The organism is Qipengyuania psychrotolerans, from assembly GCF_019711355.1.
GTDB lineage: Bacteria > Pseudomonadota > Alphaproteobacteria > Sphingomonadales > Sphingomonadaceae > Qipengyuania > Qipengyuania psychrotolerans.
This window is the reverse complement of record NZ_CP081297.1, coordinates 2,114,814-2,141,273: the sequence shown is the minus strand read 5'-3', so window position 1 is coordinate 2,141,273 and position 26,460 is coordinate 2,114,814. Positions and strand designations below refer to the sequence as shown.

Genomic DNA, 26,460 nt, shown 5'->3' with positions numbered 1-26,460 from the left:
GCCTTCAATCAGGCTTCAGGCTTCAGATATTTCTGGAAGCTCTTGCGCAGCTTCATTAGCTTCGGCGGGATCACTGCCTGGCAATAGGGGTTTCTCTGCCCTTCGCCGTCCCAGTATTCCTGATGGTAATCTTCTGCAGGAAACCATTCCCCTGTTTCGATTGTGGTCACGGCGTTTTGACCGGCATGATCATCGTTCCAGCGCGCGATGGCTGCTTCGGCCTCGGTACGCTGCGCGTCATCGAGTGCAAAGATTGCGCTGCGATATTGCGTGCCAACATCGCCGCCCTGACGGTTCAACTGGGTCGGATCATGCGTGCCGAGGAACACATCGTACAGGTCGGCAAGCGATAGTTTCTCGTCGTCGAACGTGACGCGCACACCTTCTGCATGGCCGGTCGTGCCGGTGCAGACTTCCTTGTAAGTCGGATCGGGTTTGTCGCCGCCGATATATCCGCTTTCGACTTCGCTGACGCCGATTACGTCCTTCATAACCGCTTCTGTGCACCAGAAGCATCCGCCTGCGACAATTGCCTGTTGCTGCGCCATGTATGCTTTCTCCTTGTTGGCCACGCAGATAGGAAGCCGGCAGGCGCTTGTCATCCACCCGGCTTGCCGCCAGAAGGGCGACAGAAAATAATCCGCTTCACAATACCCCAGGAGAGTTTGTCCATGCGTATACTACTAGCAGCAGCCGCAACTGCGCTTGTCGCAACCCCGCTTGCCGCTGACCACCACGCCACATCAGGTGACCTGGAGGCAGTTCTTGCCGATGGATCGCGCGATGCGGACCGCGCCCGCGACCAATATCGCCATCCTGCCGAGACGCTGGAGTTTTTCCAGGTCGAGCCGGACATGACCGTGGTCGAGTGGGGCCCGGGCGGCGGGTGGTACACGCGTGTCCTTGCGCCCTATCTGATGGGCAGCGGCACCTACATCGCCTTGAATGGCGACAGCGATGCGCGCAGCTATCCCGATCGTGCCGCCGAGGCGCGCAGCAAGGGCTGGGTCGAAAGCTTCAAGGAAGGCATGGCCAAAGCGATGAAGATCGATGCAGCCGATGTGAAGGCCTATGAAATCGACGAGGTGCCGGACGAAGTGAAAGGCACTGCCGACCGCGTAATGATCATCCGTTCGATCCACGGTCTGTGGAACGGCAACGAAGCTGACACAGTGCTGAAGGGCGCATACGACATCCTCAAGGCTGACGGCATGGTCGGCGTCGTCCAGCACCGCGCACCGGCCGATGCCGCATATTCTGCAGTGAACCCGGCACGCGGTTACATGCGCCAGGAAGACGTGATCAAACTGTTCGAACTCCACGGGTTCGAACTTGCCGCGAGCTCCGAAATCAACGCCAATCCCAAGGATCCCGCAAACTGGGAAGGCGGCGTCTGGACGCTGCCACCGGCACTTCGTTACGGTGACCAGGACCGCGCAAAATATGAAGCGATCGGCGAAAGCGACCGCATGACCTTGCTGTTCCGCAAACGGAGCTAAACGGCCTGACTGTCAGCTACGGTTAATCCCGATAGGGGCAATCCCCTCGATGTTATAGTATTACATCGAGGGGATTATTCCATGTTCAAAGTACGTTACCTGCCGCTCGCCACTGCTGCGCTTGCGCTGACGGCTTGCAGCGACCGTGCCGACGAGGTGCGCGGTGTCGACCATGAAGAAACGCTCTTGTCGGTCAGCGCAACCGGCCAGGCAGAATCGCGGCCCGACCAGGCGCAATTCCAGGCTGGCATCGAGACATTCTCGCGCAGTGCTAAAGCCGCGAGCGAAGCCAATGGCGAGAAAATCGCTGAGATTGTCGCAGCGCTCCAGGAATTCGGTATCGAGGAAAAGGACATCCAGACCCGTGCGGTCAGTGTGAGCCGGATCGATTGGGGTGATCGCAAGGGGCAGTACCAGGCCAGCAACATCATCGAGGTCACGATGAGATCTCCGGAGCGTGCCGGGGATGCGGTGAGCCTCGTGACGGAGGCAGGGGCCAACATCCTGAGCGGACCCAATCTGTCGATGACCGACCCCGAGAAGACTGCCAATCTCGCCTATGCCGATGCTTACGAAGCGGCCATGTCACGGGCGGAAGCCTACGCCGATGCAGCCGGAATGGAAGTCTCCCGCGTCCTTTATATCCGCGATGCAGGAGGCCAGCAGGGCCAGACTTATTTTCAAGGCGCCCAGGCCATGAACGAGGCCATGGTCCAGCGAACCGCACCGGCTGCACCGCCTCCTCCGCCCCTCGCAATTGCTCCGCGCCCGCAAAGCGGAGCCAGCATGATGATTGGCACAACCCGGTCCAACGTACATATCCAGGTAGACTTCGCCCTGCGTCCGAAATAACCCCCTCGACATGAGAGAATTGACCTTAGCCGTATTGCAGCTGGCTCTCGCCCGTGAGGACGAAGCCGAGAATATTGCTGCCGTGTCCGCCTTGGTGGAAGAGGCAGCCAATAAGGGTGCGCAGGTCATTCTGCCGCCGGAGCTTTTCGCCGGCGAATATTTCTGCCGCGAGGAAGACGAAGCGCTGTTCGCCCGCGCGCGCCCGGCAGCCGAGCATCCGTCGGTACTCGCGATGCAGGATCTGGCGGCGAAGCATTCGGTTGCCATTCCCACCAGCTTCTTCGAGCGTGATGGGCACCACTATTACAATACGCTGGCCATGATCGGGCCGGATGGGGCGGTCATGGGGACCTACCGCAAGAGCCATATTCCCGACGGCCCGGGATATGAGGAAAAGTACTATTTCCGGCCCGGCAATGACGGTTTCAAGGTTTGGGATGTGCCGTGCACCGGTGGATCCGCGCGGATCGGCGTGGGCGTTTGCTGGGACCAATGGTATCCTGAATGCGCCCGCGTGATGGCCCTGAAAGGCGCTGAGGTACTCCTCTACCCGACTGCAATCGGGTCAGAACCCTACGATGCCGATCTCGACACCAGCCGTATGTGGCGGCGCGCAATGATCGGCCACGCAGTGTCCAACTGCATGCCGGTCGCTGCAGCCAACCGCATCGGGCACGAAGGTCCGGCCGACCGCCAGCAGAGCTTTTATGGGCACAGCTTCATCTCGGACGAGTGGGGCGATTTGGCGCAGGAGTACGGTCACGAGGAATCCGGCGTCCTGATCAGCACTCTCGATCTCGACCGAGCAGCCACGCACCGGGCAGGGATGGGCTTCTTTCGTGATCGAAGACCCCAGCTTTACGGGCGCATCTGCGAAGATATCTGACGATGGACCGGGGGGCGATCGATCAGGGGCAACTGGACCAGCTCTTCACCGCTTCACTCGAGGCGGCGATCGCGCGGATCGAAAAGGATGGGCATTTCTTCCCGCTGGTATTCGAATTGCGCGCGAACGGGATAATCCATAATCTCGCAGTGCTCGAACTCGCACCGATCAACACCAACGCCGGTGTGCTGGACCGGCTCGCCGAATTGCTGAAGTCGCGCGCCGATGTCGGCAAGATCAAGGCCGCCGCAATCGTGATCAACCGGACAGAGGACCAGAGCTTCATGGTTCATGTGCGCGCGCCCAATTACAGCAAGGACGTCGCCATTCCGTTCGAGATTACGTACAAAGGCATGATCAGGCGCCGCCGCCGCGTCTCGCTTGGAGAATTCGCGGCAAGCGAAGCGCCCAACGCCATCTTCTAGTTGCCAGCCAGTTCCTTCAGGATGACCGACCAATGGTCGAGCCCGGCGTAGAACTGATCGACACGCATACGTTCGTTGAGACCATGTGCATAGATATCCTGCGGCCTGCTGGCGCCGGCGCCAATGGCCACCGTGTCATAGCCAAGCGCCCGGTAATGCATCCCGTCCGTGCCGCCTGATGACATGGTCGGGATCATGGGAATCGCTGTTCCATAGCGTTTGGCCAATGCCTTCGACAGGGCGCTGCGGACTTCATCGGGAAATGCGCTCATTTCGCTTTCGGTGGCCTCGGCGCGCTGGACGACCTTGATGTCCGGATTGCCGATAACCTCTTCCAAAGTGCTCTTCACGCTGTCCACGCCCTCGCCAGGGAAAACGCGGCAATTCACCGCCGCGCTGGCCGATTGCGGCAAGGCGTTCTCTGCGTGCCCGGCGCGAACCATGGTGGCGACGCAAGTGGTCCCCAATGTGCCCACATAGGCAGGGTCGGCGCGGATGATATCGATGGCGCCAGCATCGCTGGGATCTTCAGCGAAACGGCGCATGGCATCGCCAAGCTTGCCCGGCACGCTCTGACCAAGCGCACCAAAATACGTGCGGGTCAGCGCGCTTTCGCGGACAGGGAACTGGTGCTGCGAAATTTTCGTCAGCGCCGATGCCAGATCATAGATCGCATTGTCGCTTCTCGGACGGGATGAATGACCGCCCTGATTGGTCGCGGTAATATCGAATGTGACGAAGGTTTTCTCCGCCATTTGGACCTGCTGCGCGAGGGGTGAGAAATCGTCGGCCAGGCCAATTCCGCCTGCATCCGAATTGAGGACGTAGGCAGGATCGACATTTTCGGCGACCCACTTCGCCTGTGCACGGGTCGATATCATGCCGGTTTCTTCATCGCCCGAGAACACCAGGTACAGGTCCCTGCTCGGCGTCCAGCCCTCTGCCTTCAGGCGGATGAAGGTGCTGGTAAGGTTCATGACCCCGTATTTGTTGTCCTGCGTGCCGCGGCCGAACAAATATCCTTCATCTTCGGTCAGGGTGAAAGGGTCACGGACCCAGTCTTCCGGCAACGCATCCACGACATCCATATGGGCCAGGAGGGCAATGGGTTTGTCTTGAGAAGATCCATCGCCGCGGTAACGGACGATCAGCCCCTGGGTCGGGTCGCCTTCGCTGTCGTAATCGGTAACCATGATGTCTTCATCGGCGAACCCGGCGGCGCTCAACCGGCCTGCCAGATAGGCCAACATGTCATCGACCTGGCCATGACCCTTGGCCGTGCGGAAGGCGATGATGTCGCGGTAGATTTCGTAGCTGCGCTGCTCATGCTCGGTGCGTTCCTGCGCCTGCACTGCCAATGGCGCGCTCGCCACCATCAATGCCACTGCGGCTGCTGCTACGAATTTCCCCATCACAATCTCCCTTTGCGTTCGCTGCGCGCGAGGCTAGTCGCGTGGCATGGGGCAAGCAAGCCAACACTGCTATCTAATCGGATTGGGATCGAACATGCGGGTTCCCGGGATTGGCGGGCCTGCAAAAGTTCTCGCAGCAGCTGTCAAAGCCATGGCGGCCGCTGGCCTCGTGATCGACGAGGTTTCGCGCATCAGGCCCAGCAGTCCGGTCGGACCCTCGCAGCGCAGTTATGCCAATTCGACCGCCCTGATAAGTTGCGCGGATGAACCTGCCGATCTGCTGGCCAAGCTACAGGCTATCGAAACCAGCTTCGGCCGCCGCCGGAGGGGCGCGCGGTGGCGGGCGCGGCCGCTCGACCTCGACATTATCCTGTGGAGCGGCGGCGTCTGGTTGTCACCCGGGCTGGTTATTCCCCATCCGCTATTTCGCGTGCGTGATTTCGTCCTTGGACCCGGCGCAGAAGTAGCGCCGCAGTGGCGCGATCCGCTTACGTCGCTGACGCTTCGGCAGCTCGCAGCTCGCGTTTCCTGACCTTGGCTGCGGGATTGCCGCGGTAGATGGTGAAAGGTTCGGCATCTTCGAACAGCGCGCCTCGTGCTGCCAGCACTGATCCCTCTTCCATCGTCACTCCGGGCCCGACAAACGCTTCGGCGGCGATCCAGCAGGATTTTGCAATGCGAACAGGGCGCAGGACGAGCTGGAAATGGGGGTCTTGAACATCGTGCGTGCTGGCGCACAGGTGGGCGCGCTGGGAAATGACGCAATCACTCCCGATTGAAATATCCCCCTGATTATACAGCCTCGCACCCGGTCCGATCAGTACGTTATCGCCAAGCTCAAGATTGCCTGGCCACCATATCCGGGCGCTCGCATGAACCCGGCAGCCTTTACCTGCGCGCGCGCCGAATGCCCTGAGGATCGCCACGCGCCAACCATGCATGGGAGGCGGCGTCCAGCGTGCCAGCAAGATCCAACTCAGGGTCCAGAGCGCTCTGGCCATGCGCGATCCAAGCGAGAAGCTTGGCCCCCCGCTCTGGCTTTCAGCGCTTCTTGCATCGAGCGGTTTCACATAGCGCTCCCCGATTTGCGTCCCAAAACCCACCTAAATTGCTGCTATGTCCATTGGCAAACCAAACCACGCTTGACCACCCGCGATCACGTGCCTAGGTGGCCCTCGTGGTCGGGCCCTTAGCTCAGTCGGTAGAGCAACTGACTTTTAATCAGTAGGTCGCTGGTTCGAACCCAGCAGGGCTCACCACGCTTTTCCTTACATAATCGACGAGACGATCAGGCAGCGCGCATCGGCGCTGAAGGATATGTCCGCGATGCTTTCAGCGCATGCTGACGCGCCTGGCTGGATTTCCCGGCCCGCAACTGCTGCGCTGCCGGAAAGTGGCATGATCTGGACCGCTGCACCGAACCTTTCAATGATCGCCGCCGAGGGATCGCCCTTGATCTGGGCGAGCACAAAGCGCGGGCCATCCACCAGCATGGCTTCTTCGCCCGGTTCGATCCGGCACTTGAATTTCGGCGGGTGCGAATCGCCTATCGCGACTGCCAACGCCTGACCGAGATGCAGGTCGCGCGGGCGGCCATAATCGAAGAGGCGATACGTGATGTCAGTATTTTCCTGCACCTCGATCAGGGTCAATCCGCCACCAATCGCATGGACCGTGCCTGCGGGAATGTAGAAGAAGTCGCCTGGCACAGCTTCATACCAGTCGAGCAGGTTTTCGATTGATCCATCCAGCGCAGCGCTGTGCATTTCCTCGCGCGAAACCGGCTCGCGAAAACCGAGCGCCAGTTTTGCGCCGGGATCCGCCTCGAGAACAAGCCAGCATTCTTCTTTCCCGCGCCCTGTCGGGCTGGCGCTGGCAGGAGGGTGCACCTGGACGGACAGCTTGTCGCTGGTGAACAGGTATTTCACCAGCACGTCAGAAAGGCATTCATCAGGTTCGAACCAGATTTCGCCAATCGGTTCGGACTGACCTTCAACGCCGAATGGCGCGGGCAGCGGCTGACGGCCCCAAACCTTATTGATTGTCCTCGTGGAAAGCCGTGAATTCAATTGCCCGATGCCCCATCCAGTTTGCCCACGGCCTGCGTGTGATTGCGGCCGACCACCAATATTTCGTCACCGTCGACGACCACGATCACATCATCGATACCGACAACGGAAACTCGCGGACCGTCGGTATCGACCATGACGCCGGAGCAATCGCTGAGATCGGCAACGCCGCGCACCACATTACCATTCTGATCGGCCCCGCGGGCTACCATTAAGGATGACCAATCACCGATATCGGACCAACCCATTTCGGCTGAAATGACGGCGGCATGAGAGGTATTCTCCATGACGGCATAGTCGACGCTCTCGGCCGACAGGGCCGCAAAGCTCTCTGCGTCCGGAAGGAACTGGTTGCCGTCCCACACGCCTTCGCTTGCCGCTTGGGCAACCGCTTTCGCCATATCGGGACGGTGCGCTGCCAGCTCGTCGAGGAGGGCGCCGACCGGGAACGCGAAGATACCGCCGTTCCAGACGAAGCCGCCATCGGCAAGAAACTGCTGCGCGCGGGCGAGATCGGGCTTTTCGACGAAGCGGACAACGCGGTGCCCATGCGCCAGCTTTTCGCCGCGCTCTATATAACCGTACCCCGTCGCGGGGCGATCTGGCGATATCCCGAAGGATACCAGGTGACCTTGGCTGGCGAGTGCCGCGGCATCGCGGGCCCCTGCCTTGAATGCTGCTTCGTCCGCGATGTGATGATCGCTGGGGCAGACCAGCATGATCGCATCGCGCGGCAGAAGGTGTGCAGCCAAGGCAATGGCGGGCGCAGTGTTCCTGGCAGCAGGTTCTACGATCAGGCGGTGTTCGCCAGCTTGCGCTGCGATTAGGCCGGTATGCTCCTGTCCCGCGACAATCAGTGGTTCTGCGAACATGGCCGGATCGGCGACGCGGTCCAGCGCCTGCTGGAACAATGTGCGATCACCGAGCAATGGGAGGAACGGTTTGGGATGAGCGCGGCGGCTGCGCGGCCAAAGACGTGTTCCGCTGCCGCCGCAAAGAATGACCGGATAGATCGCGCTCATAGTCCCTCGTTTCAGTTTGCAGCCAGCACCATAGCATCAAGGATTGCTTGCGCCTGAGTGTTACGAACCTTTACTGCGCTCGTCATGTCTTCTGTGCGCCTGTCTGTTTTCGCCCGGCTTCCTATACCCGGCAAGGTTAAGACGCGCCTTATACCCGCGCTGGGCGAAGAGGGTGCGGCGCGCCTCTATGCACGGATGTTGGCGCACACGGTGGACGTCGCCCAGCAAAGCGGGCTCGATTTCGAACTTAGGGTGACAGGCGGCGAGGTGGCCGCTTTTCACGATCTCTTCGGTCACGATATCCGCGTGGTGGAGCAATGCGAGGGCGATCTGGGCGCGCGAATGGCCGCTGTCGAACCGCCATGCCTGATAATTGGTACCGATTGCCCCGCGATGTCCGTGCCGGTGTTGCAGGCTGCTGCAGGCGCGTTGGAGGACCGCAGGGTCGTCCTTGGTCCTGCCAATGACGGCGGGTATTATCTGATCGGCTTTCGCGAGGAGATGCCATTCCTGTTCGATGATATGGAATGGAGTACGGCCAAGGTTTTTCCTGAAACGCTCGCCCGCCTTGCTGCGCGGCAGATCGGGCCGGCGATATTGCCAGAGCTAGCGGATATCGACACCGCGGAAGACCTTGCTGCGTGGCCGGAATTCGAATGAGCGTTACACTGCTCGTTCCTGTGCTCGATGAAGCCAAAGCACTGCCGGCTTTGGTCGAACGCTTTGGCGCGCTCGATCCGGCACCTGCCGAGATAATGCTGGTTGATGGCGGCAGCACCGACGACACGGTCGCAATCGCGCGCACTGCCGGCTGGCGTATCCTGGAAAGCGAGCGAGGCCGGGCTAAGCAGATCAATGCGGGGGTTAAGGCCGCGGCAGGCAAACTCGTCTGCGTTGTCCATGCCGACACGCTGCCACCCGTGGATATGGTCGCGGTGATCGAGGAAACGCTTGCCGACCAGTCTATCGCTCTAGCCAGTTTTACGCCCGTCATTCGCGGCCCCGAGAAGACCCGCTGGGGGACCACGATCCACAATTGGGCCAAGACCTGGTACGCGCCGCTGATAACCCGTCCGCACCTGTTCTTCCGCGGGGTGCGCTTGTTGTTCGGCGATCACGCGATGTTCTTCAGGCGCGAGGAGTTTCTATCCATCGGAGGCTGCACTCCGGGCGATGCAGTGATGGAAGAGGCCGACCTGTGCGTGAAATTCGCGCGGCTGGGCAAAGTAAAGATGGTGCCGCGGCGGGTTTACACCTCTGACCGGCGTATTACCGAATGGGGCGCGCTCAAGGCGAACTGGATCTATTTCAAGGTCGGCATATACTGGGCCTTGGGTCTGCGCTCTCGCATGGCCAGGCACTATCCCGACGTGCGCTAGGCCCCGGGCAGGAAGCCCACCTTGATGCAGTGATCGATGAGGCGCCTGATATAGGCCTGGCCGGTGACCGGACAGGCCATGCCGGTCAATGTCCGGAAACCTTCATCGGAAAAATGCGGGTCGCGCTGAAAGTAGCTCGCGTAGAGGCCTGCCACGCGTTTGAATAACCGCCTCTCAAGCGCTGGAAGATGCGCAGGCTCGAACTTGTCCGGCTCCACCAGCTCAGGCTCGTGAAACTGCGGATAGGCACCGATGGCACCGGTGAAGCTTTCAACCGGTAGCGGCTGGGCGGAAACAAGATGGAAGGTTCCCCCTGCTGCATCCGCCATTCTTTCTGCGATGGCGACGATCCCCGCTGCAACGTGGTCGATTGGCACGAAGTCCAGCGTTGCCCCGCGTTTCGCCGGCATGTGGCGGACCCGTCCTTCCGCAATCAGTTTGAACGCGGCGTAAGTGGTATCGAATTGCCGGATGGTCCCGTCCGACGATGCGCCGACGACGATCGAGGGCCTCGCGATGGCCCAGCGGCCAGCGCTGGCTCTGACCCGGCGCTCGCCCGAAGCTTTGCTTGCTTCGTAACCGTTGGCAAAACCTTGTACCGGCAGCGGGTCTGCCTCGCGGATAGGGCCGTCGCGTGTGCCGCAGACATAGGCGGTCGAGACATGGAGGAAATCCATCCCGCCTGCTTCCGCCAGATCCAGCGCGTGCTGAGTGCCGCCGACATTGACGGCGCGGTAATCCGCTTCCTCGAGGTCGAAACGAACCGTCGCTGCGCAGTGGATGAGCAAGTCGTGCTGCGCGGCGACTTTTGCGAAGTCGCCGTCGCTCCATCCGAACTGCGGCAGGGAAACGTCCCCGGCGATAGTCGGTATGACGACGGGGGATCCATCGTTCGCGCGGATTTCGTGATTGCGATGGACGAGACCGGTTACCTCGTGACCTTGCGCCAGCATTCGGGCGCTGACCTCTCCGCCCAGCAAACCTGCCGCACCCGTGATCAAAACCTTCACGCGCCGAACTTCCTTGTTATGTAACCGATGAGACCTGTCCGACGAATGGCGGGGCAATGCGAGAATGTTCGCATCTCTCGCAAATTCGGTTACGGGACAAGCAATGAAATTCACTCATGACGTTATCGTAATCGGCGGAGGTGCCGCTGGCCTTACCGCTGCAGGGGGCTGCGCACTGTTCGGCCTGGATGTCGCGCTTATCGAAGCGCGCAAGATGGGCGGCGAATGTCTCAATGACGGGTGCGTGCCATCAAAGGCGCTCATCACGGCCGCCAAGCGGGCTGCCGAAGCGCGCGAGCAGGTCCGTTACGGGGTCACTTTGCAAGAACCGCAGGTCGAGTGGAGCGGTGTGCAGCAGCATATTCGCGGCGCGATCGCGGCGATCGAGCCGCATGACAGCGAAGAGCGTTTCGAAGAAATGGGCTGCGAGGTCATTCGCGACTGGGCCAAGGTCACAGGTCCGCAATCGGTTGAAGTAGGCGGCCGGGTGCTGACTGCACCCCGCATTGTGATCGCCACCGGATCCAAGCCTGCGATCCCGCCCATCGAAGGCGTTGACGGCGTTCCCTATCTTACCAACGAGAACATCTTCGACATCGAAGCGCTGCCAGGTCACCTGCTGATCGTGGGCGGGGGCGTGATCGGCATGGAGATGGCGCAGAGCTTCCGCCGCCTCGGCAGCGAAGTCACTGTGGTCGAACCGGGCGAACTCATGGGCCGCGACGACCCTGACAGTGTGGCAGTCGTGCGCGAGACCATGGAGAGCGAAGGCGTGCGTTTCATGAAAGGCCTCGCCAAAGCGGTTTCCGGCAAGGAAGGCACCATCACTCTGCAAGTGGGCGATGAAACGATTACCGGTTCGCACCTGCTCATCGCGACCGGCCGCAAGGCAAACTGCGAAGGTTTCGGGCTTGAAGATATCGGCGTGAAGATGGGGCGGGGCGGTATTGAAACCGATGACCGCCGCCGCACTTCGGTCAAGGGTATCTACGCCATCGGTGATTGCCGCGATGGCCCGCGTCTGACGCATGTGTCAGGGTATGAAGGTTCGAATGCCGCACTGGAAATCACGCTGGGCGTCCCTGCCAAGGTGGATTACTCGGCCCTGCCGTGGTGCACCTACACCGAACCGGAAGTCGCACAGATCGGCCTGACCGAAAAGGAAGCGCGAGAGAAGTTCGGCGACAAGCTGCGCGTAGTCACGGAAAGCTTTCACGACAACGAGCGCGCGCTCACCGAAGGCAATGACAAGGGCCAGGTGAAAGTCATGTTCAAGGGCAAGAAAGTCGTCGGCGCCAGCCTCGTGGGCAAGAATGCCGGCGAGCTGTTGTTGCCTTTCACGCAGACCATGACCGGCAAGAGCAGCACCTTTGCACTGGGCTCGGCCATTATCGCCTATCCCACCCGCAGCGAAATCACCAAGGCAACGGCCTTCGCTGCGTGGGAGCCGACGGTATTCGGCAAGTACCCGAAGAAATGGGCCGGGTTTGTCGCGTCCATGAGGCGCCGTTTCTCGTGAATTCGCGCACAGCTTCCCGCAATGCGCCCGCCGGCCCTTCGCCATTCGCCGTGGAAGCGAAGGCATTGCCGCGTGAGAAGTTCTCTGACCCCGCATTAACGGCCAAAGGCGAACCGCGCGCCTCCGTGCCGCTTGTTGGCCTCGACACGCTGTGGCTCAATACCGGCACGCTCTGCAATCTCGCGTGCGCGACCTGCTATATCGAAAGCAGCCCCACCAATGATGCGCTGATCTATCTCGGCGCCAAGGACGCAAGGCGTTTCCTTGCCGAAGCCGAGCAAGCCAGGGTCCGCGAGATCGGATTTACCGGGGGCGAACCGTTCATGAACCCTGCCATGATCCCCATGCTCGAAGATAGCCTCGCCAGAGGCTTCGAGGTTCTGGTCCTCACCAACGCCATGCGTCCCATGCGCCGGCGCGAAGCGGCATTGCTGGCGCTCCGCGAAGAACACGGCGCGCGCCTCACCATGCGTGTGAGCCTCGATCATCACTCGAAGGCGGTCCACGAGGCCGAGCGAGGGCCGCGTAGCTGGGAGCCTGCCATGGAAGGTTTGCAATGGCTGTCACGGTATGACTTCTCGGTAGCCGTTGCCGGACGACTGCTTCCCGGTGAAGGCGAGAATGATGCGCGGGAATGCTATGCCAGGCTCTTTAAAGATGAGGGTATCGGGATCGATGCGTTTGATCCTGCGCGTCTGGTGCTTTTCCCGGAAATGGATGCGGACAAGGACATCGCTGAAATCACCACGGCGTGCTGGAGCATCCTCGGCAAGTCTCCGAAGGATATCATGTGTGCATCAAGCCGCATGGTGGTCCACCGCAAAGGCGAAGCGGCGCCGCGCGTTGTCGCCTGCACCTTGATCCCGCACGATCCGGGATTCGATATGGGTGCAACCCTGGCCGAGGCTGCGGGGGATGTCGCTCTGAACCACCCGCATTGCGCCCGCTTTTGTGTTCTCGGCGGCGCGAGTTGTTCGGCCTGACGCGAATTTTTCGGGAAGCAATCGGACACCCGCACGTTAGGCGGTCATGTTCTTTGATGAAAAATGGCTCGACATTATAGCACGCGGTTCAATCCTGACGGCGCTCGCGCTCGTCTGGATAGTGCTGATGATCCGGATAGTCGGCCTCAGGTCGCTATCGAAAATGACCAATTTCGATTTTGTCATGACGGTTGCGCTGGGCTCTCTGCTCGCAGGCGCCAGCCAGGTTACGAAATGGGGCGATTTCGCTCAGATCGGGGTAGGGATTGTGGCCCTGTTTGCCATGCAGGTTGCTGCGGCACTGCTGCGCCGAAGTTCCGACAAGGTGGAGGCCGCCATCCAGAATACGCCGGTTTATCTCATGCGAGACGGCGTAATCGATGAAGATGCACTGTCGAAAACACGGGTTGCCCGCAGCGACCTGATCGCGAAACTTCGCGAAGCGAATGTCCTTCATTTCGACGAGGTGCGGGCAGTCGTGCTCGAGGCGACTGGTGACGTCTCGGTGCTACACGGAGATTCGCTGGACGAACGCCTCACCCAGGATGTCGAGAAAGCCTAGAGCGTTTTCTTGTCCAGCCAACGGGCAAGCGCGACACCGCCGGTGATCAGGAATGGTACCAGCACGATACTGAGCGTGACCTTGGCGATGACCTGGCCAATCAGCAGCGGTGTGATGTCAAACTCGCCATAGAATGCGAGCGTCACGAAAATCACCGAATCGATTGCCTGGCTGAGTGCACTGGCAATTGCCCCGCGCGCCATCAGGCCGAGTGTATTGGTTTCTCCGGAGCCGCGCAGGCGCGAGAATATCCAGACATTAAGCAACAGCGAAACGATATAGGCAGCAGGACCTGCGGCCATGATCCGCGGGGTCTGTCCAAGGACGGTGTTGAAAGCGTCGAGGTCAGTACCCCGATATTCCAGCATCTCGGGCGAGGCGGGCAGGGACATCACCAGGAAGATCAGCACCGCCGACACCGCGAGCGGAACAAACCCCCACCAGACCAGCCTGCGGGCCAGTTTCTCGCCGTAAAGCTGCGTAATCGTGCTGGAAATTACCACCAGGCCGAGAAACGCGAAAATGCCCGATTCGACCGCAAGGCTCGTCGGCCAGAGTTGCACCTGCTTAAATGCCAGTACGCCGGCGATAACCGTGAGCCCGCCATAAAGGATGAGAAAAACAAACAGCCCAAGCGGGATAGCCATGGCTGCGAGGCGAGTTTCATTGGCCGGATGTTCGGTCATGGTCAGGAAGGGCCGATCTATTCAAACTGGTGACAGCGCGTGCTGGCGGAGCGCGCGAAAATTGACTAAGCGGACCCGCCGCGCAAGGTAGCGGCTGATTTCATCCGCAACTTGTCGCATCGCGAAGGGGTCCGCATGCCGCCTTTCATTATCAATATCGTCGGTATTCTTGCGATCCTGATGATCGCCTTCCTGCTTTCCACCGGCAAGCGCCGCATCAAATTGCGCGTCGTGGGCGCGGCGTTCGCGCTGCAGGCGGTAATGGCATTGCTGGTCCTGCGCACCCCTTGGGGGGTCGAGGCCATCCAGGCTATGTCGAACGGCGTGATTGCCCTGCTGGATTATTCCAAGGCCGGCATCACGGCAATTTTTGGGCCAATGGAATCCAATCCGTTCACCAACACCTTCGTCATCGCGGCTCTGCCGGTGATCATCTTCTTCGCGGCCCTGGTGTCGATCCTCTATCACTGGGGTATCATGCAGCGACTGGTTCGCTGGGTTGGCGGCGGCATCGGCTGGATCACCGGGATCAGCAAGGTCGAGGCGCTCGGTAGCGCTGCCAATATTTTCGTAGGCCAGTCTGAAAGCCCGCTGGTCGTACGCCCCTATCTTGCTTCGCTGACGCCTAGCCGCCTGTTTACGCTCATGAGCGTCGGCATGGCCGGTGTCGCCGGTACGATCCTTGCCGCTTACGCCAGCTTCATCGGGGCAGAGGCCGTACCGTTCCTGCTGGCGGCAGCCTTCATGTCTGCGCCCGGCGGCATCCTGATGGCCAAGATCATCATGCCGGACGACGAGAGTGATCTGGCCCGTGATGCTGCCGAGCTTTCAGGCGTCGATGCCGAGGAAATCAAGCTCCCCCAGACGCGCATCAGCGGTGATGGACCCGCCGCACTGACCGAAAGCGGCAAGCCTCACGAGGTCGAGGTCGCCGAAACTTTCGAAGGAGGCCACAGGCCTGCAAATGTGATCGAAGCCGCTGCGCAGGGCACTCAGACCGGCGTCAAGCTGGCGGTGGCCGTAGGTGCGATGGTCATGGTTTTCGTCGCTCTGGTAGCTCTCGCCAACGGAATCCTGGGCGGCATCGGCGGATGGTTCGGTTATCCGGACATCAGCTTCCAGCAAATTATCGGATATGTGTTCGCCCCGGTGATGTACCTTATCGGTATCCCTTGGGAGCAGGCAGGCGCTGCAGGCGGGCTGTTTGGCACCAAGATCGTGCTCAACGAATTCGTAGCGTTCATCCAGCTGGGCTCAATGGACGCCAGCCAGCTTACCGACCGCAGCCGCGCCATCGTGACCTTCGCGCTGTGCGGCTTTGCCAATTTCAGTTCGATTGCAATCCAGATGGCTGTTACCGGCGGCCTTGCGCCGAACCAACGACCGGTCATCGCCAAGCTGGGTCTCCGCGCGCTTGCCGCCGGTAGCCTTGCCAATCTGATGAGCGCAGCACTGGCGGGCCTCTTCTTGCCGTATTAAAGGCTGCATCTATTATGACCGAATCGAAAACCGATATCGCGGTTGTGTCTCTGGCACAGCCGCTTGACACGATTGCCGACGACCTTGGCCGCAGCTTTCAGGAGTATGGCTTTGCCGTAATCCGCGATCACGGCATCCCGCAGGAATTGATCGACCGTGCGGAAGAACTCTCCAAGGCATTTTTCTCGCTGCCGGATGAGGTCAAGAAGGCCTATCACATCCCCGGCGGCGGCGGTGCTCGCGGTTACACTCCATTTGGCACCGAGAAGGCCAAGGACGCCAACGTCCATGACCTGAAAGAATTCTGGCACGTAGGCCGCGAGCTGCCCGAGGGGCATCCGCTATCAGAATTCATGGCGGACAACGTCTGGCCAAGCGAAGTCGAAGGTTTCCGTGAGACTTTCAGCGATCTGTATGCCGCTTTCGAAGTCGCTGGCGGGCGCGTCCTGGAAGCGATCGCCTTGCATCTTGGATTGCCGCGCGATTTCTTCGTTCCGACTGTTGCAGACGGCAATTCGGTCATGCGTCTGCTGCGCTACCCTCCGCTTGAAGGCAAGGAAGCGGAAGGCGCGATCCGCGCGGCGGCACACGGCGATATCAACACGATCACCTTGCTGCTTGGCGCCGAAGAGGCTGGCCTGGAACTGCTGACAAAGCAGGATGAATGGAAAGCGGTCGAGGTGCCCGAAGGGGCGCTGGTCATCAATGTTGGCGACATGCTCGACCGGCTGACCAACGGCAAGCTGCGTTCGACGACCCACAGGGTGGTGAACCCGCGCGGTGAAGCAGCCTACCGTGCACGATATTCGATGCCGTTTTTCCTGCACTTCCGCCCGGACTATGTGATCGAAACGCTGGATAGCTGCATCGATCCGGAACGTCCTGAAGACCACCCGGCACCGATTTCAAGCCATGAGTATCTCTTGCAGAGGCTGCGTGAAATCAATCTCGCCTGATTGCTGCGCTGCAGCATTATCTGGCAGCGGAGTCGCCGCCGAGAGTCCCAATTCGCAAAAAAATTGCGATTGGTGCAAATTTGCAACTCATTTAAGGCGCTGAATAAACGGCATTTTTCGGTAAATGTTGCTACATTCATTCACAGGCCCCGGTGCCTGTCTTGACTCTGTAACAAAACCACCGCTTTGCCGAAACGTGCCCGGCCTAGCGCGGCTGTGCTTCCAATAAGCAGTTTTTCCTCACCCGAAGAGACGAAGGGGTCTTCTCGATGAAGTTCAAATATCTCCTGGCCACCTCAGTGGCCGGTATCGCTGCTGCAGGCGCAATGCCCGCCGCAGCCCAGTCAACCGGTTCGATCGAATTCGACGACGAAGTAATCGTCGTGACCGGTCGCGGCGATGACGGCGTCGGCGGCGTCGAAATCCCGAACACGACCAAGGCGAAGCAGGTTCTCAACGAAGAGATCATTCGTCGCCAGCGTCCCGGCCAGACTGTCAACGACATCGTGAACCTGGTTCCCGGCGTCAGCTTCCAGAACAACGATCCCTGGGGTTCTTCGGGCGGTGGCTTCACCATCCGCGGTTTCAGCTCCGACCGCGTTTCGCAGACCCTCGACGGCCTGCCGCTGAACGATTCGGGCAACTACGCTCTCTACACCAACCAGCAGGTCGATCCTGAAGTTCTGGAATCGGTCAACGTCAACCTCGGCACCACCGACGTCGACAGCCCGACTGCTTCGGCAACCGGTGGTACGATCAACATCCGTACACGTGAGCCTGGCGATGACGCCGGCATCGTAGCAACCATGACCTTCGGTGACGTGCTTGCAGAAGGCGCTGAAGACACCGTCTACACCCGCGGCTTCATCATGTTCGACAGCGGCGACATCACGGGCATGGGCACGAAGATGTTCGGCTCGGTCAGCTACACGACCTACGGCGTGCCGTACAACCCGTATGGCCGCATCAACAAGACGCAGTTCAACGGCCGTGTATGGCAGGACCTCGGTTCGAATGGCGATTTCATCGCTGTTTCGGGTCACTTCAACCAGAACCGCAACAACTTTGCCGGTTCGGAAAGCCTCGAAAACCTTCTCCCGCTCGCACAGGACGGCGAAGTCGAAGTTGACGGCGTAGTTTACAACGATCGCGAAGGTCGCTTCCAGATCTACGAAACCAACGGCGAATTTCCTTGCCGAGTCGATCCACGTACGACGTTCTTCGGTCAGGGCAGCCCAGGCGACAGTGTTGACTACAGCGACCGTGACGGTTGTGGCGCAGCATTCTACCGTCGCTACAACCCGTCCGACACGGGCAACATTCGCGGCGCATCGCGCTTTACACTTGGCGACAAGCTGACTTTCACCTTCGACCCGAGCTACCAGTACGTCAAAGCAAACGGCGGCGGTCCCGACGATCTTCGTGAATCGTTCTTCAGCGTGAATGGCGGCAATTACACCGGCGCGTTCAACGGCGGCTACTACTTCGGCCGCGATCTGAACAACGATGGCGATCTCGACGATGAAATCGCAGGTAACGATCCCAGCCAGACGATTACAAACCGTTACGGCGTGATCACCAACCTGATCTATGACATTGCTGACGATCACCGCGTCCGCCTGACCTACACGTATGACCGTGCGCGTCACCGTCAGACCGGTCAGATCACTGCGATGCTCGGCAACGGCGAACCGTTCAATGTCTTCGCAATCGATGCTCCGCTGCTCGATGTCTACGGCAATGAGGTCAACAAGCGTGACCGCCTTTCCTATGCCATCCTGCACCAGGTATCGGGTGAATATGTCGGCCGCTTCGGCGACCTGACCGCGAAGCTCGCTCTGCGCGCTCCGTTCTTCACTCGCGAACTGAACCAGAACTGCTTCACGACTTCGGCTGGCGGCTTCGTCGACTGTCCGAACCCGGGTGCGGATCTGTCGAACTATGTCGATGCATCGTTCAACGACGATCACGCTGCACCGCAGTCGCGTGAATACAAGTACGACAAGCTGCTGCCGAACGTTGGTTTCACCTACGATCTGACCGCTGAAATGTCGGTGTTCGCAAACTATGCGAAGGGCCTCTCGGTCCCCGGTACCGACCCGCTGTACGATTCGCTCTACTTCGCGGACAATGAACTGGCCCGTCCGGTTCCTGAAACCACCGACAGCTTCGACCTCGGCATGCGTTTCCAGAACGGTGACATCGAAGCTCAGCTCGGCGCGTACTACACCAAGTACAAGAACCGTCTGGCAGTTGCGTTCGATCCTGAAGCCAACGACGGCGAAGGTGAATACGTCTTCCGTAACCTCGGCGATGTCGACAAGTGGGGCCTAGATGGCTCGATCGCATGGCGTCCGACCCGCACTTCGCTGCTCTATGTTTTCGGTTCGTATAACGACTCGGAAATCGCTGACGACGTTCTCGGCGGTGTCTGTGAACTGAGCCGCGGCAATGTCGTTGACACGCGTTACGGCTGTACTGCTGACAATCTCGGTACGGATTACTTCCTGCCGACTGGTGGCAAGTCAGAGTCGGGCACTCCCCAGTACTCGTTCGGAGCTCGCGGCCAGCTCTCGTTTGGCGACCTCGAGTTGGGTGCACAGGTCAAGCACACTGGCCCGCGCTTCATCTCGGACATTAACGTTCAGCTCGACGACGACGGCAGCATCATCGACGATAGCTTCCAGGCTCCGTCCTACACGACCGTCGACCTCGACGCTCGTTTCGTGATCGGTGAATTCGCGACAGGCGGTGACGCAGCTATCCAGCTCAACTTCACGAACATCTTCGATGAATATTACATCGGCTTCTTCGGCGGTTCGCTGGACGACTTCGGCTTCGCTCAGATCGGCGCTCCGCGCGCTGGCAGCATCTCGCTGATCATCGGTTACTAAGCCCGATCAGACAGTGACAAGAAGAGGGCGGCTCCCACGCGGGGGCCGCCCTTTTTGTTTGTCCAATGCGCGGCAGTCAGGCCGCCGCGAGCAGTTCTTCGGCCAGCTTGCGCCGAACCTCAGCCTCGACCCCGGATCGCAATGCACGCTCGAGCGCAGCGGCCTTTTCGCCGAGTTCTTCTTCCCCGAACATTCCGGCAGTGCCTGCAAGCTTGTGAACAGTGCGGGCGAGATCCTCGATGCGCACGCCTTCGAGTTTGTCCTGCTGTACGGCAATCGTGACCGCACCGATCGCTTCCGCCCTGCGGCTATTCCAAAGTTCGATCATCTGGGGGGAATGGCGCCCCTCGCTCCGGGTCCGGGCTGGTTTGGTCAAACCGCTTGTCTGACCCGACACGATGGTCACCGGCAGCCAGCGCGCCAGCACCGCGGCCAGTGCCTCGAACACCAATGGTTTGGCGAGGTGGCCCTGCATCCCTGCATCCCGGGCCGCGGCGATGTCTTCGGGAAACGCGTTTGCCGTGAGCGCGATGATTGGCAAGGCACTGGCCGAAAGTCCGCCGCGTCTGATTGCCTGCGATGCCGCATAGCCGTCGCAGCCTGGCATCTGGATATCCATCAGGACAAGGTCGAAGGGCTGCCCATTCGCGGCGCCCTCAAGGGCTGCGCTGATAGCCTGCGTGCCGTCATGGACTATGGTGACTTCCTGGCCGAGCTCTTCGAGCATCGCGGTTACGAGCAACCGGTTCACGTCGTGGTCTTCTGCCAAAAGGACGCGCGCTGATGGCGGCGGTGCTGCTGGCTGACTGGCCCGCCGGTCCAAGGGGCCGCCATCCGGGTCGCGGTGGAGCACTTCTTCCAGCGGTATACGAAGCGAGAAACGCGAGCCGACGCCCGGCATGGAATCTACAGTCAGTTTGCCGCCGAGAAGTTCGGCTAGCTGCCGCGAGATGGACAGACCCAAACCCGTTCCCCCGAACCGCCGCGTGGTGCTCGCTTCTTCCTGAATGAATGGATCGAAGATGTGCTCGATACGGTCCGGATCGATACCGATACCGCTATCCTCGACGGAAATCGCAAGCTGCTCATTCTCGCGCATTACCGAAATTTCCACTTGCCCATGTTCGGTGAATTTGACCGCATTACCGATCAGGTTGAGCAGGATTTGCCGCAGGCGAAGAGGATCACTTAGGATCCTTTCAGGAACGTCGGATGCGCAAGTCAGCGCCAGGCCGACGCCCTTGCGCTCGGCCCCCGCCATGTGAAGCCTGACGCAATCTTCGGCCAAGCGCGGCAGTTCGAATGATTCCTCGCTGATCACCAACTGACCGGATTCGATTTTCGAGATGTCCAGAATGTCGTTGAGGAGCATCATCATCGAATGTCCCGATCGAGAGATGAGCTCGGCATAGCGCGCAGCTTCGGGGTCGAGGTCCATCCTCGCGAGGAGGTCGGCGAAGCCCAGCACGCCGTTCATGGGTGTGCGGATTTCGTGGCTCATGTTGGCCAGGAATTGCGCCTTTGCGCGGGCTGCATTTTCGGCGTGATTCGTGGCGGATTTCAACTTGCGTTCGAGCATTACCCTGTTCGTCACATCACGCGCGGAAACCACGATCCCTTCTCGGTCCCCGGTCACCGTATCGAAGGCCAGTGCGCAGTCGGCTTCAATGTAGACCGGTCTGCCCTCGCTATCATCAAGGAACCGGCGATAGGTAAACCGCTCGCTCTGGCTCTTTCCTGACAGCAAGCGGTCTTCGCATGAGGCGATGGCTTCGCGCGATTCCGGGTGCACGCGTTCCCCGGTCGTCATGCCGATAAGGTCCGATGGATCGCAGCCAAGCACGCGCTCGACCGAGGGCGAGGCGTAGGTGCACACGCCGTGGAGATCGTAGCGCAACACAGCGTCGGTAATATTCTCCGCGAGGAGCGCGAACTGCTTCTTTGCCATGCTCACTTCACGCGCCATCCTGTCGCGGGTCGAAAGGATGGCTGCTACGGGCAGGCCGACCAGCATCGACGAAGCCAGGAACGCTTCCAGAACCAGCAATTGTTCGTCAGTCGGGAGGGGATTAAGATTGACCGGGCCGAAGCCCATCTGAGTGCACACAAGTGCGATGATGGCGACCTTCAGAACCGAAAATGCCGTCCCCAAAGTACCAAGCCGGAATGCATGGCAAACGACCAGCGGCGGGATCAGGAATAGAAACGGATAATCGTTCTGCAGGAACACGAAGAGGACGGTTGCTGTACCCGCCACCGTGAGCACCGCCCATTCGAAAAGCCTTCGCTTCTTGGGCAGGCGAGGGGCAGCCAAGGCGTCCCAGAAGACAAGCATACTCGGAGCGAGGATAACCATCGACAACGAATCCGACACGGCCCAGTTCAGCACGCCTTGAAGGGTAGCGCCGGCGGTGTGCAAGGCGAGCGAGGCGATCGTGGCCGAGGCAAGTGGTGCAACCAATCCGGCACTCAGGAAGAATTGCAGCAGATCGCGCGACTCCTCCATCCGTGGGCGAGGACCGGCAAATTTACGGACGAGAAACACCGCCAGCGCAATTTCGGTGAGGTTTGCGACCGAAAGAATTATCCCGGTCACAGCAGCATCGCCAACTGCCAGATTGGCAGTGAGATTGCCCGCGAAAAGTCCCGCCAGCAGCACCCATTCGCGCTGGATACTTATGCGCAGCATGGCCGCGACAGCAATTGCATTGGGCAGCCAGACAACCGCGATGCGCCCAGCACCGCGCGTCAGTTCAATGCTGAGGTAGGCGAGGATCCCAAACGCTGCGAAACCCGTCACAGCGGCTAAAAGGCTGCGCTTGTCCGGGAGTGCATTGGCCCAATTTCCAGAGGGCATTGCAGGCAGCAATCGGGTTGCCATTCGTCGTCGTCCTTTGTTTGGTCCTTTGGGGACTTTCACTCGGGCCTTGGAACGCTGGCATCGCTTGCGTAGTTTGACTGCAATGATGGCAAGTAATTCCAACTTCAGCACAACCAAACGGCGGCCCAATGGCTGGGTTATCGCCCTTATCCTGTTGATTCACACCGGGATGTTCTACGTATTGATACGTGGTTTGGCGCCCAGTGTGGTCGCCTCGGTCGAACGGGAGGTCGTGTCTGCCTTCACCGTGACCGTCACTACGCCGGAGGAGGAAGCCCCGGAAGTCGAACCGCAGCCCGATGAAGGTGCTCAGGGCGATCCGGGACGAGAAGCCGTCCCGCAGCCGGTCACTGCACCCACCCCTCGTCAGCAAATTCGCGAGGACAGGCCAGTGCCGCGTGCCGCGTCGACTGGCACGGCGACCGATTCAGGTGCAACCGAGGCGGGCAGCGGAACCGGGGCGGCAGGTAGCGGCGTTGGAACTGGCGCGGGTCTGGGCGGATCTGGGCAGGGGGGCGTAGCTGCCACCAAGCCTGTACTGGTCCGTGCAATTACTGATGCTCGCGCCTTTCCAGTGCCGCCCGGCGGGCGCGAGGCGCGCATCGGGAAGTCGGTGATCGTGAAACTTTCGGTATCGGCGGAAGGGCGTGCGACAAGCTGTTCGGTCTATCGTGCCAGCCCGTTCCCCGAAACGGACAGGACTGTCTGCCAATTGGCGCTGGAACAATTGCGGTTCGAGCCGGCCCGCAACGCCTCGGGCGAACCCGTATCGGCGCCGTTCTATTACCAACAGCGCTTCTTCAACTGATCCGCTGCGTCAGGTGTTCTTCTGTTTGGCGTATGCGGCGAGTAATCCGGTGAGTTCGTCTCTGCCATAAGGCTTGGTAAGCAAGCCGGACGCGCCCAGAACTTCGGCACGGTCTTTCATCTCGCCATATCCGGTTGCGAGCCAGAAGGGGATGCCGCGTTTGGCAAGAGCCTCGGCCACTCCTTCGCTATTCTCGCTGCCCAAATTGTAGTCGAGAATTGCGGCATCGGGCGTCTTGTTTGCCAGGATTTCGATGGCGCCCTGAACCGTGCTTTCGACCAGGACGGTCGTCACACCCAGCTCTTTCAGGCAATCTTCCGTGTCGAGGGCGATCAACATGCTGTCTTCGACAAGAAGGACGGTCTTGGGCGGTTCGCTTGTCATAGTAGGCTGGATGTCTTTTTCCTTTTGCACCTGCTCGTTCACTGTCGCGCGAGTTTCGCCCCAGCTGACATATTTGGCTGGAATGCACCAGCGCGCCTCGACACCGCTCAATTCGAACCGCACCTCGGCTTCGCCGTTCAACTCGAACGGAATGGAACGCTCCACGATGGTGGATCCGAAACCGCGACGTTCGGGGGCCTGAACAGGCGGACCGCCGATTTCCTTCCAGCTCAATTCCAGCGCCCCATCGGAAGCCTTTTCGATGCCGATCTTCAGAACGCCGGAGCCGTCGGATAGCGCGCCGTATTTGGCAGAATTCGTGATCATCTCGTGGATGACCAAGGCCAGCACGGTGTAGGCTTCGGGATTGATCAGGGCTTCGGGCCCGGAGACCAGGACCCGATCGGTCTTGCCTGCAAGATAGGCATCGGCCTCCGAGTTGATCAGCTCGCTCAGCGGAGCGGATGACCAATTGCCCTTGGTGATGTTGTCATGGGCCAGGGAAAGCGCAGAGATGCGGCCGCCGACGATTTCCGAAAAATCATCGATCGAGACAGCTTCGCCGCGCGACTGGTTGATCAATCCGCGGATGAGGTTGAGAATATTGCGCACGCGGTGATTGAGTTCTGCAATCAACAATTCCTGCTGCTGCTGCGCCCGGGCGCGCTCTTTCGCCTGTTCGTCGGTCAGTCGCAAGATGACCTCCAGCAGCGAACTTCTGAGGCTCTCTGCCAGCTTCTGCTCGGGATGTGACCATTCCCGCGACCGGCCGCGCATGGTCTCTTCCCACGCACCAAAACTCTTGCGCGGGCTGATACGGTTTCCATTGGAGCTATCGGGTTGCAGTTTCCCGGGTTTCCCGGCCCAGGTCACGTTCTGCAATTCTTCGCGCCGCCACAGGATGAAATAGTCGCGGGGCCTGCGTGAAATGGAGAGGATGATTGCACCGGCGACGCGCGCGGGAAACGACCCGGCGCCTGGAAATTTTTCGGCCAGATTGTCAGTAATGATCAACCTGCCGTCAGCCGAGGCATTCAATTGCGGCAGGATCGACAGGAATTCTTCTTCCGTCGGGGCATGGCCCTTGGCGTTGTAAGAACCATCAATGAAGATGCTGATCCCGTCGATATCGATCGCCCTGGAAATGATCGGATCGAGGCTGGGCAGCGACTGGGAAAGAGCCGCGCCGTCTGCGAAACTGCGGATCAGGCGATCGTGCAGTTCGCGGCTGGCCTCGACGCGTTTCGCTACCTTGCGGTTCCCCAGGCGTTCGATGACAAGCGACACAAGTTCGGAAAACAGTTCCGCAACGGTACGCAGACCATAGGACAACGATCGCGCCTCGTGGTGATGGCATGCGAACATGCCCCATAGCTTTCCATCGATGACGATCGAAATCGCGAGTGATGCGCCGACACCCATGTTGCGCATGTATTCGACATGCATTTGCGAATGGGCGCGCAGCGTGGACATGCTCATATCGAGCGGCACGCCGTCCGCGCCGATGGCCGGCTCAACCGGTATCGAAGGAGCCGACATGTCGGCAATTATACGGAACCGGTTCCTGACGAAAAGCGCGCGTGCCTGCTGCGGAATATCAGCTTGGGGATAGCGCAGATCGAGATAGGTCTCGAGATCGTCGCGCTTGGCCTCGGCGATGACCTGCCCACTTTCGTCCGGGAGGAAGCGGTAGAACATGACCCGGTCATAACCGAGCATATCGCGCAGGAAGTGGCAGGCCTCGTCGCCAAGAGAGCGATAGGAATCGTGCTGTTCCAGCTTGCTTACGACGGGACGGATAATGCGTAATCCGCGATCGATTGCCTCGACCTCGTGCGGCTCGATCTCGATTACCAGCAAGTTGTTGCTCTGGTGGACGGCGCAATCGAAAAGATTGCCGTCACCGCGAAGATCGACACCGAACAGGCGCTCTACCGTATCGGCTGCAAACAGGGACGAAGTGGCCCGCCGCAGTTCTGCGATCGCATCTGACGAAAAGTAATCCGCCAGCGGGTCACCAATTTCGGGATCGCAGGAGTCGCCTATAATCTCCGCGATGTTCCTTGATCGATGAGCGACATTCCAGTCATTCGTTACAGCGATCAACGCGCCGAAATCCTGGATGGCGGAGATGTGGTGAATGGCCTCGCGATCGCACTCGGTCAGCTCGATGTCTTTCGTGTGAATGTTCACGCAGCCAGGCTTTCAGGAAGCGCGGCAAAAGCGCGCTCGAAAAGGGAGAAACAATTGGCGGCGCCGGACAATAAATCACGCTGCGACCGCGCGTCACGCGGTTCCTCCAGTGCTACGAGGACGTCCTTGAAATAGGCGGGCATTCGCGGATCGGACAGGAAACGTTCCGCCCCTGAAAGGCCGGCCTTCTGCCGCTGCAGGAGCATGGCCCTGTTGCCAAGCGAGGAGCCTGCAATCACCCACGCCGCGCCAAGCGCTTCGCAGGAAGAGGCGAAAGTCAGCACCATTCCCGCAGGCTGTAGCTGCGCCCCAAGTTCTTCCAGATCTGTTCGGATCAAAGGGCCTTGAACAGGAGGACGCAGAAGATGAGTGGGAGCGGTGTGCCGGAATGCGGACTCGGCCGCCAGCCGCGCACGGCCTTGAGCCTGAAGAAATGCTATATACGTCGCGCGCGAGACCACTGGCAGGCCAGATGCCAACTGATCGAGCCGATCATGCGCTTCGCGCGTTGTTTTCCGTAATTCGTTTCGCATACAACCCCCGCGGTACGAATCCGGACCT

General features: G+C 60.0%; 24 protein-coding genes and 1 tRNA gene. 15 read left to right on the top strand and 10 right to left on the bottom strand.

Annotation, left to right across the window (positions count from 1 at the left end):
* Nucleotides 1-8: 8 nt before the first annotated feature.
* Nucleotides 9-548, bottom strand: a complete 540-nt coding sequence (msrA, locus tag K3166_RS10515) for a peptide-methionine (S)-S-oxide reductase MsrA (protein ID WP_221422182.1) — start codon at nucleotides 546-548, stop codon at nucleotides 9-11.
* 123 nt (nucleotides 549-671) lie between these two features.
* Here msrA and K3166_RS10510 point away from each other — a divergent pair, with 123 nt between their 5' ends.
* The 4 genes from K3166_RS10510 to K3166_RS10495 all read left to right on the top strand — a co-directional run bounded on the left by K3166_RS10510 (nucleotide 672) and on the right by K3166_RS10495 (nucleotide 3,662).
* On the top strand, nucleotides 672-1,499 hold the full coding sequence (locus K3166_RS10510; RefSeq protein ID WP_221422181.1) for a class I SAM-dependent methyltransferase: 828 nt from the start codon (nucleotides 672-674) through the stop codon (nucleotides 1,497-1,499).
* Nucleotides 1,500-1,580: 81 nt separating this feature from the next.
* Nucleotides 1,581-2,351: an SIMPL domain-containing protein gene (locus tag K3166_RS10505; protein WP_221422180.1), complete on the top strand. Its 771-nt coding sequence runs from the start codon at nucleotides 1,581-1,583 to the stop codon at nucleotides 2,349-2,351.
* Nucleotides 2,352-2,361: 10 nt separating this feature from the next.
* Nucleotides 2,362-3,237 carry an N-carbamoylputrescine amidase gene (gene aguB / locus K3166_RS10500; RefSeq protein ID WP_221422179.1) on the top strand — a complete coding sequence of 292 codons (876 nt, stop codon included), beginning with the start codon at nucleotides 2,362-2,364 and terminating at the stop codon, nucleotides 3,235-3,237.
* A gap of 2 nt (nucleotides 3,238-3,239) precedes the next feature.
* The gene (locus K3166_RS10495; protein WP_221422178.1) at nucleotides 3,240-3,662 is read left to right on the top strand and encodes a hypothetical protein; all 423 of its coding nucleotides are present in this window, start codon (nucleotides 3,240-3,242) and stop codon (nucleotides 3,660-3,662) included.
* Here the strand turns inward: K3166_RS10495 and K3166_RS10490 are convergent.
* Nucleotides 3,659-5,074: a M20/M25/M40 family metallo-hydrolase gene (locus tag K3166_RS10490; RefSeq protein WP_221422177.1), complete on the bottom strand. Its 1,416-nt coding sequence runs from the start codon at nucleotides 5,072-5,074 to the stop codon at nucleotides 3,659-3,661. The two genes, K3166_RS10495 and K3166_RS10490, sit on opposite strands and share 4 nt — an antisense overlap.
* 46 nt (nucleotides 5,075-5,120) lie before the next feature.
* Here K3166_RS10490 and folK point away from each other — a divergent pair, with 46 nt between their 5' ends.
* Nucleotides 5,121-5,606 carry a 2-amino-4-hydroxy-6-hydroxymethyldihydropteridine diphosphokinase gene (gene folK / locus K3166_RS10485; RefSeq protein ID WP_221422176.1) on the top strand — a complete coding sequence of 162 codons (486 nt, stop codon included), beginning with the start codon at nucleotides 5,121-5,123 and terminating at the stop codon, nucleotides 5,604-5,606.
* Here folK and K3166_RS10480 read toward each other — a convergent pair.
* Nucleotides 5,563-6,144 carry an LbetaH domain-containing protein gene (locus K3166_RS10480; RefSeq protein ID WP_247714615.1) on the bottom strand — a complete coding sequence of 194 codons (582 nt, stop codon included), beginning with the start codon at nucleotides 6,142-6,144 and terminating at the stop codon, nucleotides 5,563-5,565. The genes folK and K3166_RS10480 overlap by 44 nt on opposite strands.
* Nucleotides 6,145-6,257: 113 nt before the next feature.
* Between K3166_RS10480 and K3166_RS10475 the strand changes: the two genes are divergently transcribed.
* Nucleotides 6,258-6,333, top strand: a tRNA-Lys gene (locus tag K3166_RS10475).
* A gap of 9 nt (nucleotides 6,334-6,342) precedes the next feature.
* Here K3166_RS10475 and K3166_RS10470 read toward each other — a convergent pair.
* A complete protein-coding gene (locus tag K3166_RS10470) occupies nucleotides 6,343-7,143 on the bottom strand; it encodes a class I mannose-6-phosphate isomerase (RefSeq protein ID WP_221422175.1) in 801 nt (266 codons plus the stop codon).
* The gene (locus tag K3166_RS10465) at nucleotides 7,140-8,165 is read right to left on the bottom strand and encodes a mannose-1-phosphate guanylyltransferase (RefSeq protein ID WP_221422174.1); all 1,026 of its coding nucleotides are present in this window, start codon (nucleotides 8,163-8,165) and stop codon (nucleotides 7,140-7,142) included. The genes K3166_RS10470 and K3166_RS10465 overlap by 4 nt, the downstream gene beginning before the upstream one ends.
* An 84-nt stretch (nucleotides 8,166-8,249) precedes the next feature.
* On the opposite strand from K3166_RS10465, the gene K3166_RS10460 reads away from it, so the two are divergent.
* Together K3166_RS10460 and K3166_RS10455 are read left to right on the top strand one after the other, a co-directional pair.
* Nucleotides 8,250-8,825, top strand: coding sequence for a TIGR04282 family arsenosugar biosynthesis glycosyltransferase (locus K3166_RS10460; RefSeq protein WP_221422173.1), 576 nt, complete (start codon nucleotides 8,250-8,252; stop codon nucleotides 8,823-8,825).
* A complete protein-coding gene (locus K3166_RS10455) occupies nucleotides 8,822-9,544 on the top strand; it encodes a glycosyltransferase (RefSeq protein WP_221422172.1) in 723 nt (240 codons plus the stop codon). The genes K3166_RS10460 and K3166_RS10455 overlap by 4 nt, the downstream gene beginning before the upstream one ends.
* On the opposite strand, the gene K3166_RS10450 is transcribed toward K3166_RS10455, so the two are convergent.
* On the bottom strand, nucleotides 9,541-10,554 hold the full coding sequence (locus K3166_RS10450; RefSeq protein WP_221422171.1) for an SDR family oxidoreductase: 1,014 nt from the start codon (nucleotides 10,552-10,554) through the stop codon (nucleotides 9,541-9,543). The two genes, K3166_RS10455 and K3166_RS10450, sit on opposite strands and share 4 nt — an antisense overlap.
* Before the next feature lie 103 nt (nucleotides 10,555-10,657).
* Between K3166_RS10450 and K3166_RS10445 the strand changes: the two genes are divergently transcribed.
* The 3 genes from K3166_RS10445 to K3166_RS10435 are packed head-to-tail and all read left to right on the top strand — an operon-like array spanning nucleotide 10,658 to nucleotide 13,618.
* Nucleotides 10,658-12,073 (top strand): dihydrolipoyl dehydrogenase family protein, encoded by a 1,416-nt coding sequence (locus K3166_RS10445; RefSeq protein ID WP_221422170.1) that lies wholly within the window; start codon nucleotides 10,658-10,660, stop codon nucleotides 12,071-12,073.
* Nucleotides 12,070-13,056, top strand: a complete 987-nt coding sequence (locus K3166_RS10440; protein ID WP_247714614.1) for a radical SAM protein — start codon at nucleotides 12,070-12,072, stop codon at nucleotides 13,054-13,056. The genes K3166_RS10445 and K3166_RS10440 overlap by 4 nt, the downstream gene beginning before the upstream one ends.
* Nucleotides 13,057-13,102: 46 nt before the next feature.
* Nucleotides 13,103-13,618: a DUF421 domain-containing protein gene (locus K3166_RS10435; protein ID WP_221422168.1), complete on the top strand. Its 516-nt coding sequence runs from the start codon at nucleotides 13,103-13,105 to the stop codon at nucleotides 13,616-13,618.
* Here the strand turns inward: K3166_RS10435 and K3166_RS10430 are convergent.
* Entirely contained in the window at nucleotides 13,615-14,304 is a 690-nt protein-coding gene (locus tag K3166_RS10430) for a queuosine precursor transporter (RefSeq protein ID WP_221422167.1), read from the bottom strand. The two genes, K3166_RS10435 and K3166_RS10430, sit on opposite strands and share 4 nt — an antisense overlap.
* A gap of 135 nt (nucleotides 14,305-14,439) precedes the next feature.
* On the opposite strand from K3166_RS10430, the gene K3166_RS10425 reads away from it, so the two are divergent.
* The 3 genes from K3166_RS10425 to K3166_RS10415 all read left to right on the top strand — a co-directional run bounded on the left by K3166_RS10425 (nucleotide 14,440) and on the right by K3166_RS10415 (nucleotide 19,633).
* Entirely contained in the window at nucleotides 14,440-15,783 is a 1,344-nt protein-coding gene (locus tag K3166_RS10425) for a NupC/NupG family nucleoside CNT transporter (protein WP_221422166.1), read from the top strand.
* Between the two features lie 14 nt (nucleotides 15,784-15,797).
* On the top strand, nucleotides 15,798-16,739 hold the full coding sequence (locus K3166_RS10420) for an isopenicillin N synthase family dioxygenase (protein WP_221422165.1): 942 nt from the start codon (nucleotides 15,798-15,800) through the stop codon (nucleotides 16,737-16,739).
* Between the two features lie 269 nt (nucleotides 16,740-17,008).
* Complete coding sequence (locus K3166_RS10415; protein WP_221422164.1) at nucleotides 17,009-19,633, top strand: TonB-dependent receptor; 2,625 nt, start codon at nucleotides 17,009-17,011, stop codon at nucleotides 19,631-19,633.
* 76 nt (nucleotides 19,634-19,709) lie between these two features.
* On the opposite strand, the gene K3166_RS10410 is transcribed toward K3166_RS10415, so the two are convergent.
* The gene (locus K3166_RS10410) at nucleotides 19,710-22,514 is read right to left on the bottom strand and encodes an ATP-binding protein (RefSeq protein WP_221422163.1); all 2,805 of its coding nucleotides are present in this window, start codon (nucleotides 22,512-22,514) and stop codon (nucleotides 19,710-19,712) included.
* Between the two features lie 82 nt (nucleotides 22,515-22,596).
* On the opposite strand from K3166_RS10410, the gene K3166_RS10405 reads away from it, so the two are divergent.
* A complete protein-coding gene (locus K3166_RS10405; RefSeq protein WP_247714613.1) occupies nucleotides 22,597-23,322 on the top strand; it encodes an energy transducer TonB in 726 nt (241 codons plus the stop codon).
* Between the two features lie 9 nt (nucleotides 23,323-23,331).
* On the opposite strand, the gene K3166_RS10400 is transcribed toward K3166_RS10405, so the two are convergent.
* Both K3166_RS10400 and K3166_RS10395 read right to left on the bottom strand, forming a co-directional pair.
* Nucleotides 23,332-25,899, bottom strand: a complete 2,568-nt coding sequence (locus tag K3166_RS10400; protein ID WP_221422162.1) for an HWE histidine kinase domain-containing protein — start codon at nucleotides 25,897-25,899, stop codon at nucleotides 23,332-23,334.
* Complete coding sequence (locus K3166_RS10395) at nucleotides 25,896-26,237, bottom strand: heme oxygenase-like domain-containing protein (protein WP_221422161.1); 342 nt, start codon at nucleotides 26,235-26,237, stop codon at nucleotides 25,896-25,898. Before K3166_RS10395 ends, K3166_RS10400 begins: the two co-directional genes overlap by 4 nt.
* Nucleotides 26,238-26,460 lie beyond the last annotated feature (223 nt).

Bases quoted from the DNA above. Each gene is read 5' to 3' on its own strand.
- msrA (WP_221422182.1), bottom strand. From the start codon at position 548: ATGGCGCAGCAACAGGCAATTGTCGCAGGCGGATGCTTCTGGTGCACA.
- K3166_RS10510 (WP_221422181.1), top strand. From the start codon at position 672: ATGCGTATACTACTAGCAGCAGCCGCAACTGCGCTTGTCGCAACCCCG.
- K3166_RS10505 (WP_221422180.1), top strand. From the start codon at position 1,581: ATGTTCAAAGTACGTTACCTGCCGCTCGCCACTGCTGCGCTTGCGCTG.
- aguB (WP_221422179.1), top strand. From the start codon at position 2,362: ATGAGAGAATTGACCTTAGCCGTATTGCAGCTGGCTCTCGCCCGTGAG.
- K3166_RS10495 (WP_221422178.1), top strand. From the start codon at position 3,240: ATGGACCGGGGGGCGATCGATCAGGGGCAACTGGACCAGCTCTTCACC.
- K3166_RS10490 (WP_221422177.1), bottom strand. From the start codon at position 5,074: ATGGGGAAATTCGTAGCAGCAGCCGCAGTGGCATTGATGGTGGCGAGC.
- folK (WP_221422176.1), top strand. From the start codon at position 5,121: ATGGGGCAAGCAAGCCAACACTGCTATCTAATCGGATTGGGATCGAAC.
- K3166_RS10465 (WP_221422174.1), bottom strand. From the start codon at position 8,165: ATGAGCGCGATCTATCCGGTCATTCTTTGCGGCGGCAGCGGAACACGT.
- K3166_RS10460 (WP_221422173.1), top strand. From the start codon at position 8,250: ATGTCTTCTGTGCGCCTGTCTGTTTTCGCCCGGCTTCCTATACCCGGC.
- K3166_RS10455 (WP_221422172.1), top strand. From the start codon at position 8,822: ATGAGCGTTACACTGCTCGTTCCTGTGCTCGATGAAGCCAAAGCACTG.
- K3166_RS10445 (WP_221422170.1), top strand. From the start codon at position 10,658: ATGAAATTCACTCATGACGTTATCGTAATCGGCGGAGGTGCCGCTGGC.
- K3166_RS10435 (WP_221422168.1), top strand. From the start codon at position 13,103: ATGTTCTTTGATGAAAAATGGCTCGACATTATAGCACGCGGTTCAATC.
- K3166_RS10430 (WP_221422167.1), bottom strand. From the start codon at position 14,304: ATGACCGAACATCCGGCCAATGAAACTCGCCTCGCAGCCATGGCTATC.
- K3166_RS10425 (WP_221422166.1), top strand. From the start codon at position 14,440: ATGCCGCCTTTCATTATCAATATCGTCGGTATTCTTGCGATCCTGATG.
- K3166_RS10420 (WP_221422165.1), top strand. From the start codon at position 15,798: ATGACCGAATCGAAAACCGATATCGCGGTTGTGTCTCTGGCACAGCCG.
- K3166_RS10415 (WP_221422164.1), top strand. From the start codon at position 17,009: ATGAAGTTCAAATATCTCCTGGCCACCTCAGTGGCCGGTATCGCTGCT.
- K3166_RS10410 (WP_221422163.1), bottom strand. From the start codon at position 22,514: ATGGCAACCCGATTGCTGCCTGCAATGCCCTCTGGAAATTGGGCCAAT.
- K3166_RS10405 (WP_247714613.1), top strand. From the start codon at position 22,597: ATGATGGCAAGTAATTCCAACTTCAGCACAACCAAACGGCGGCCCAAT.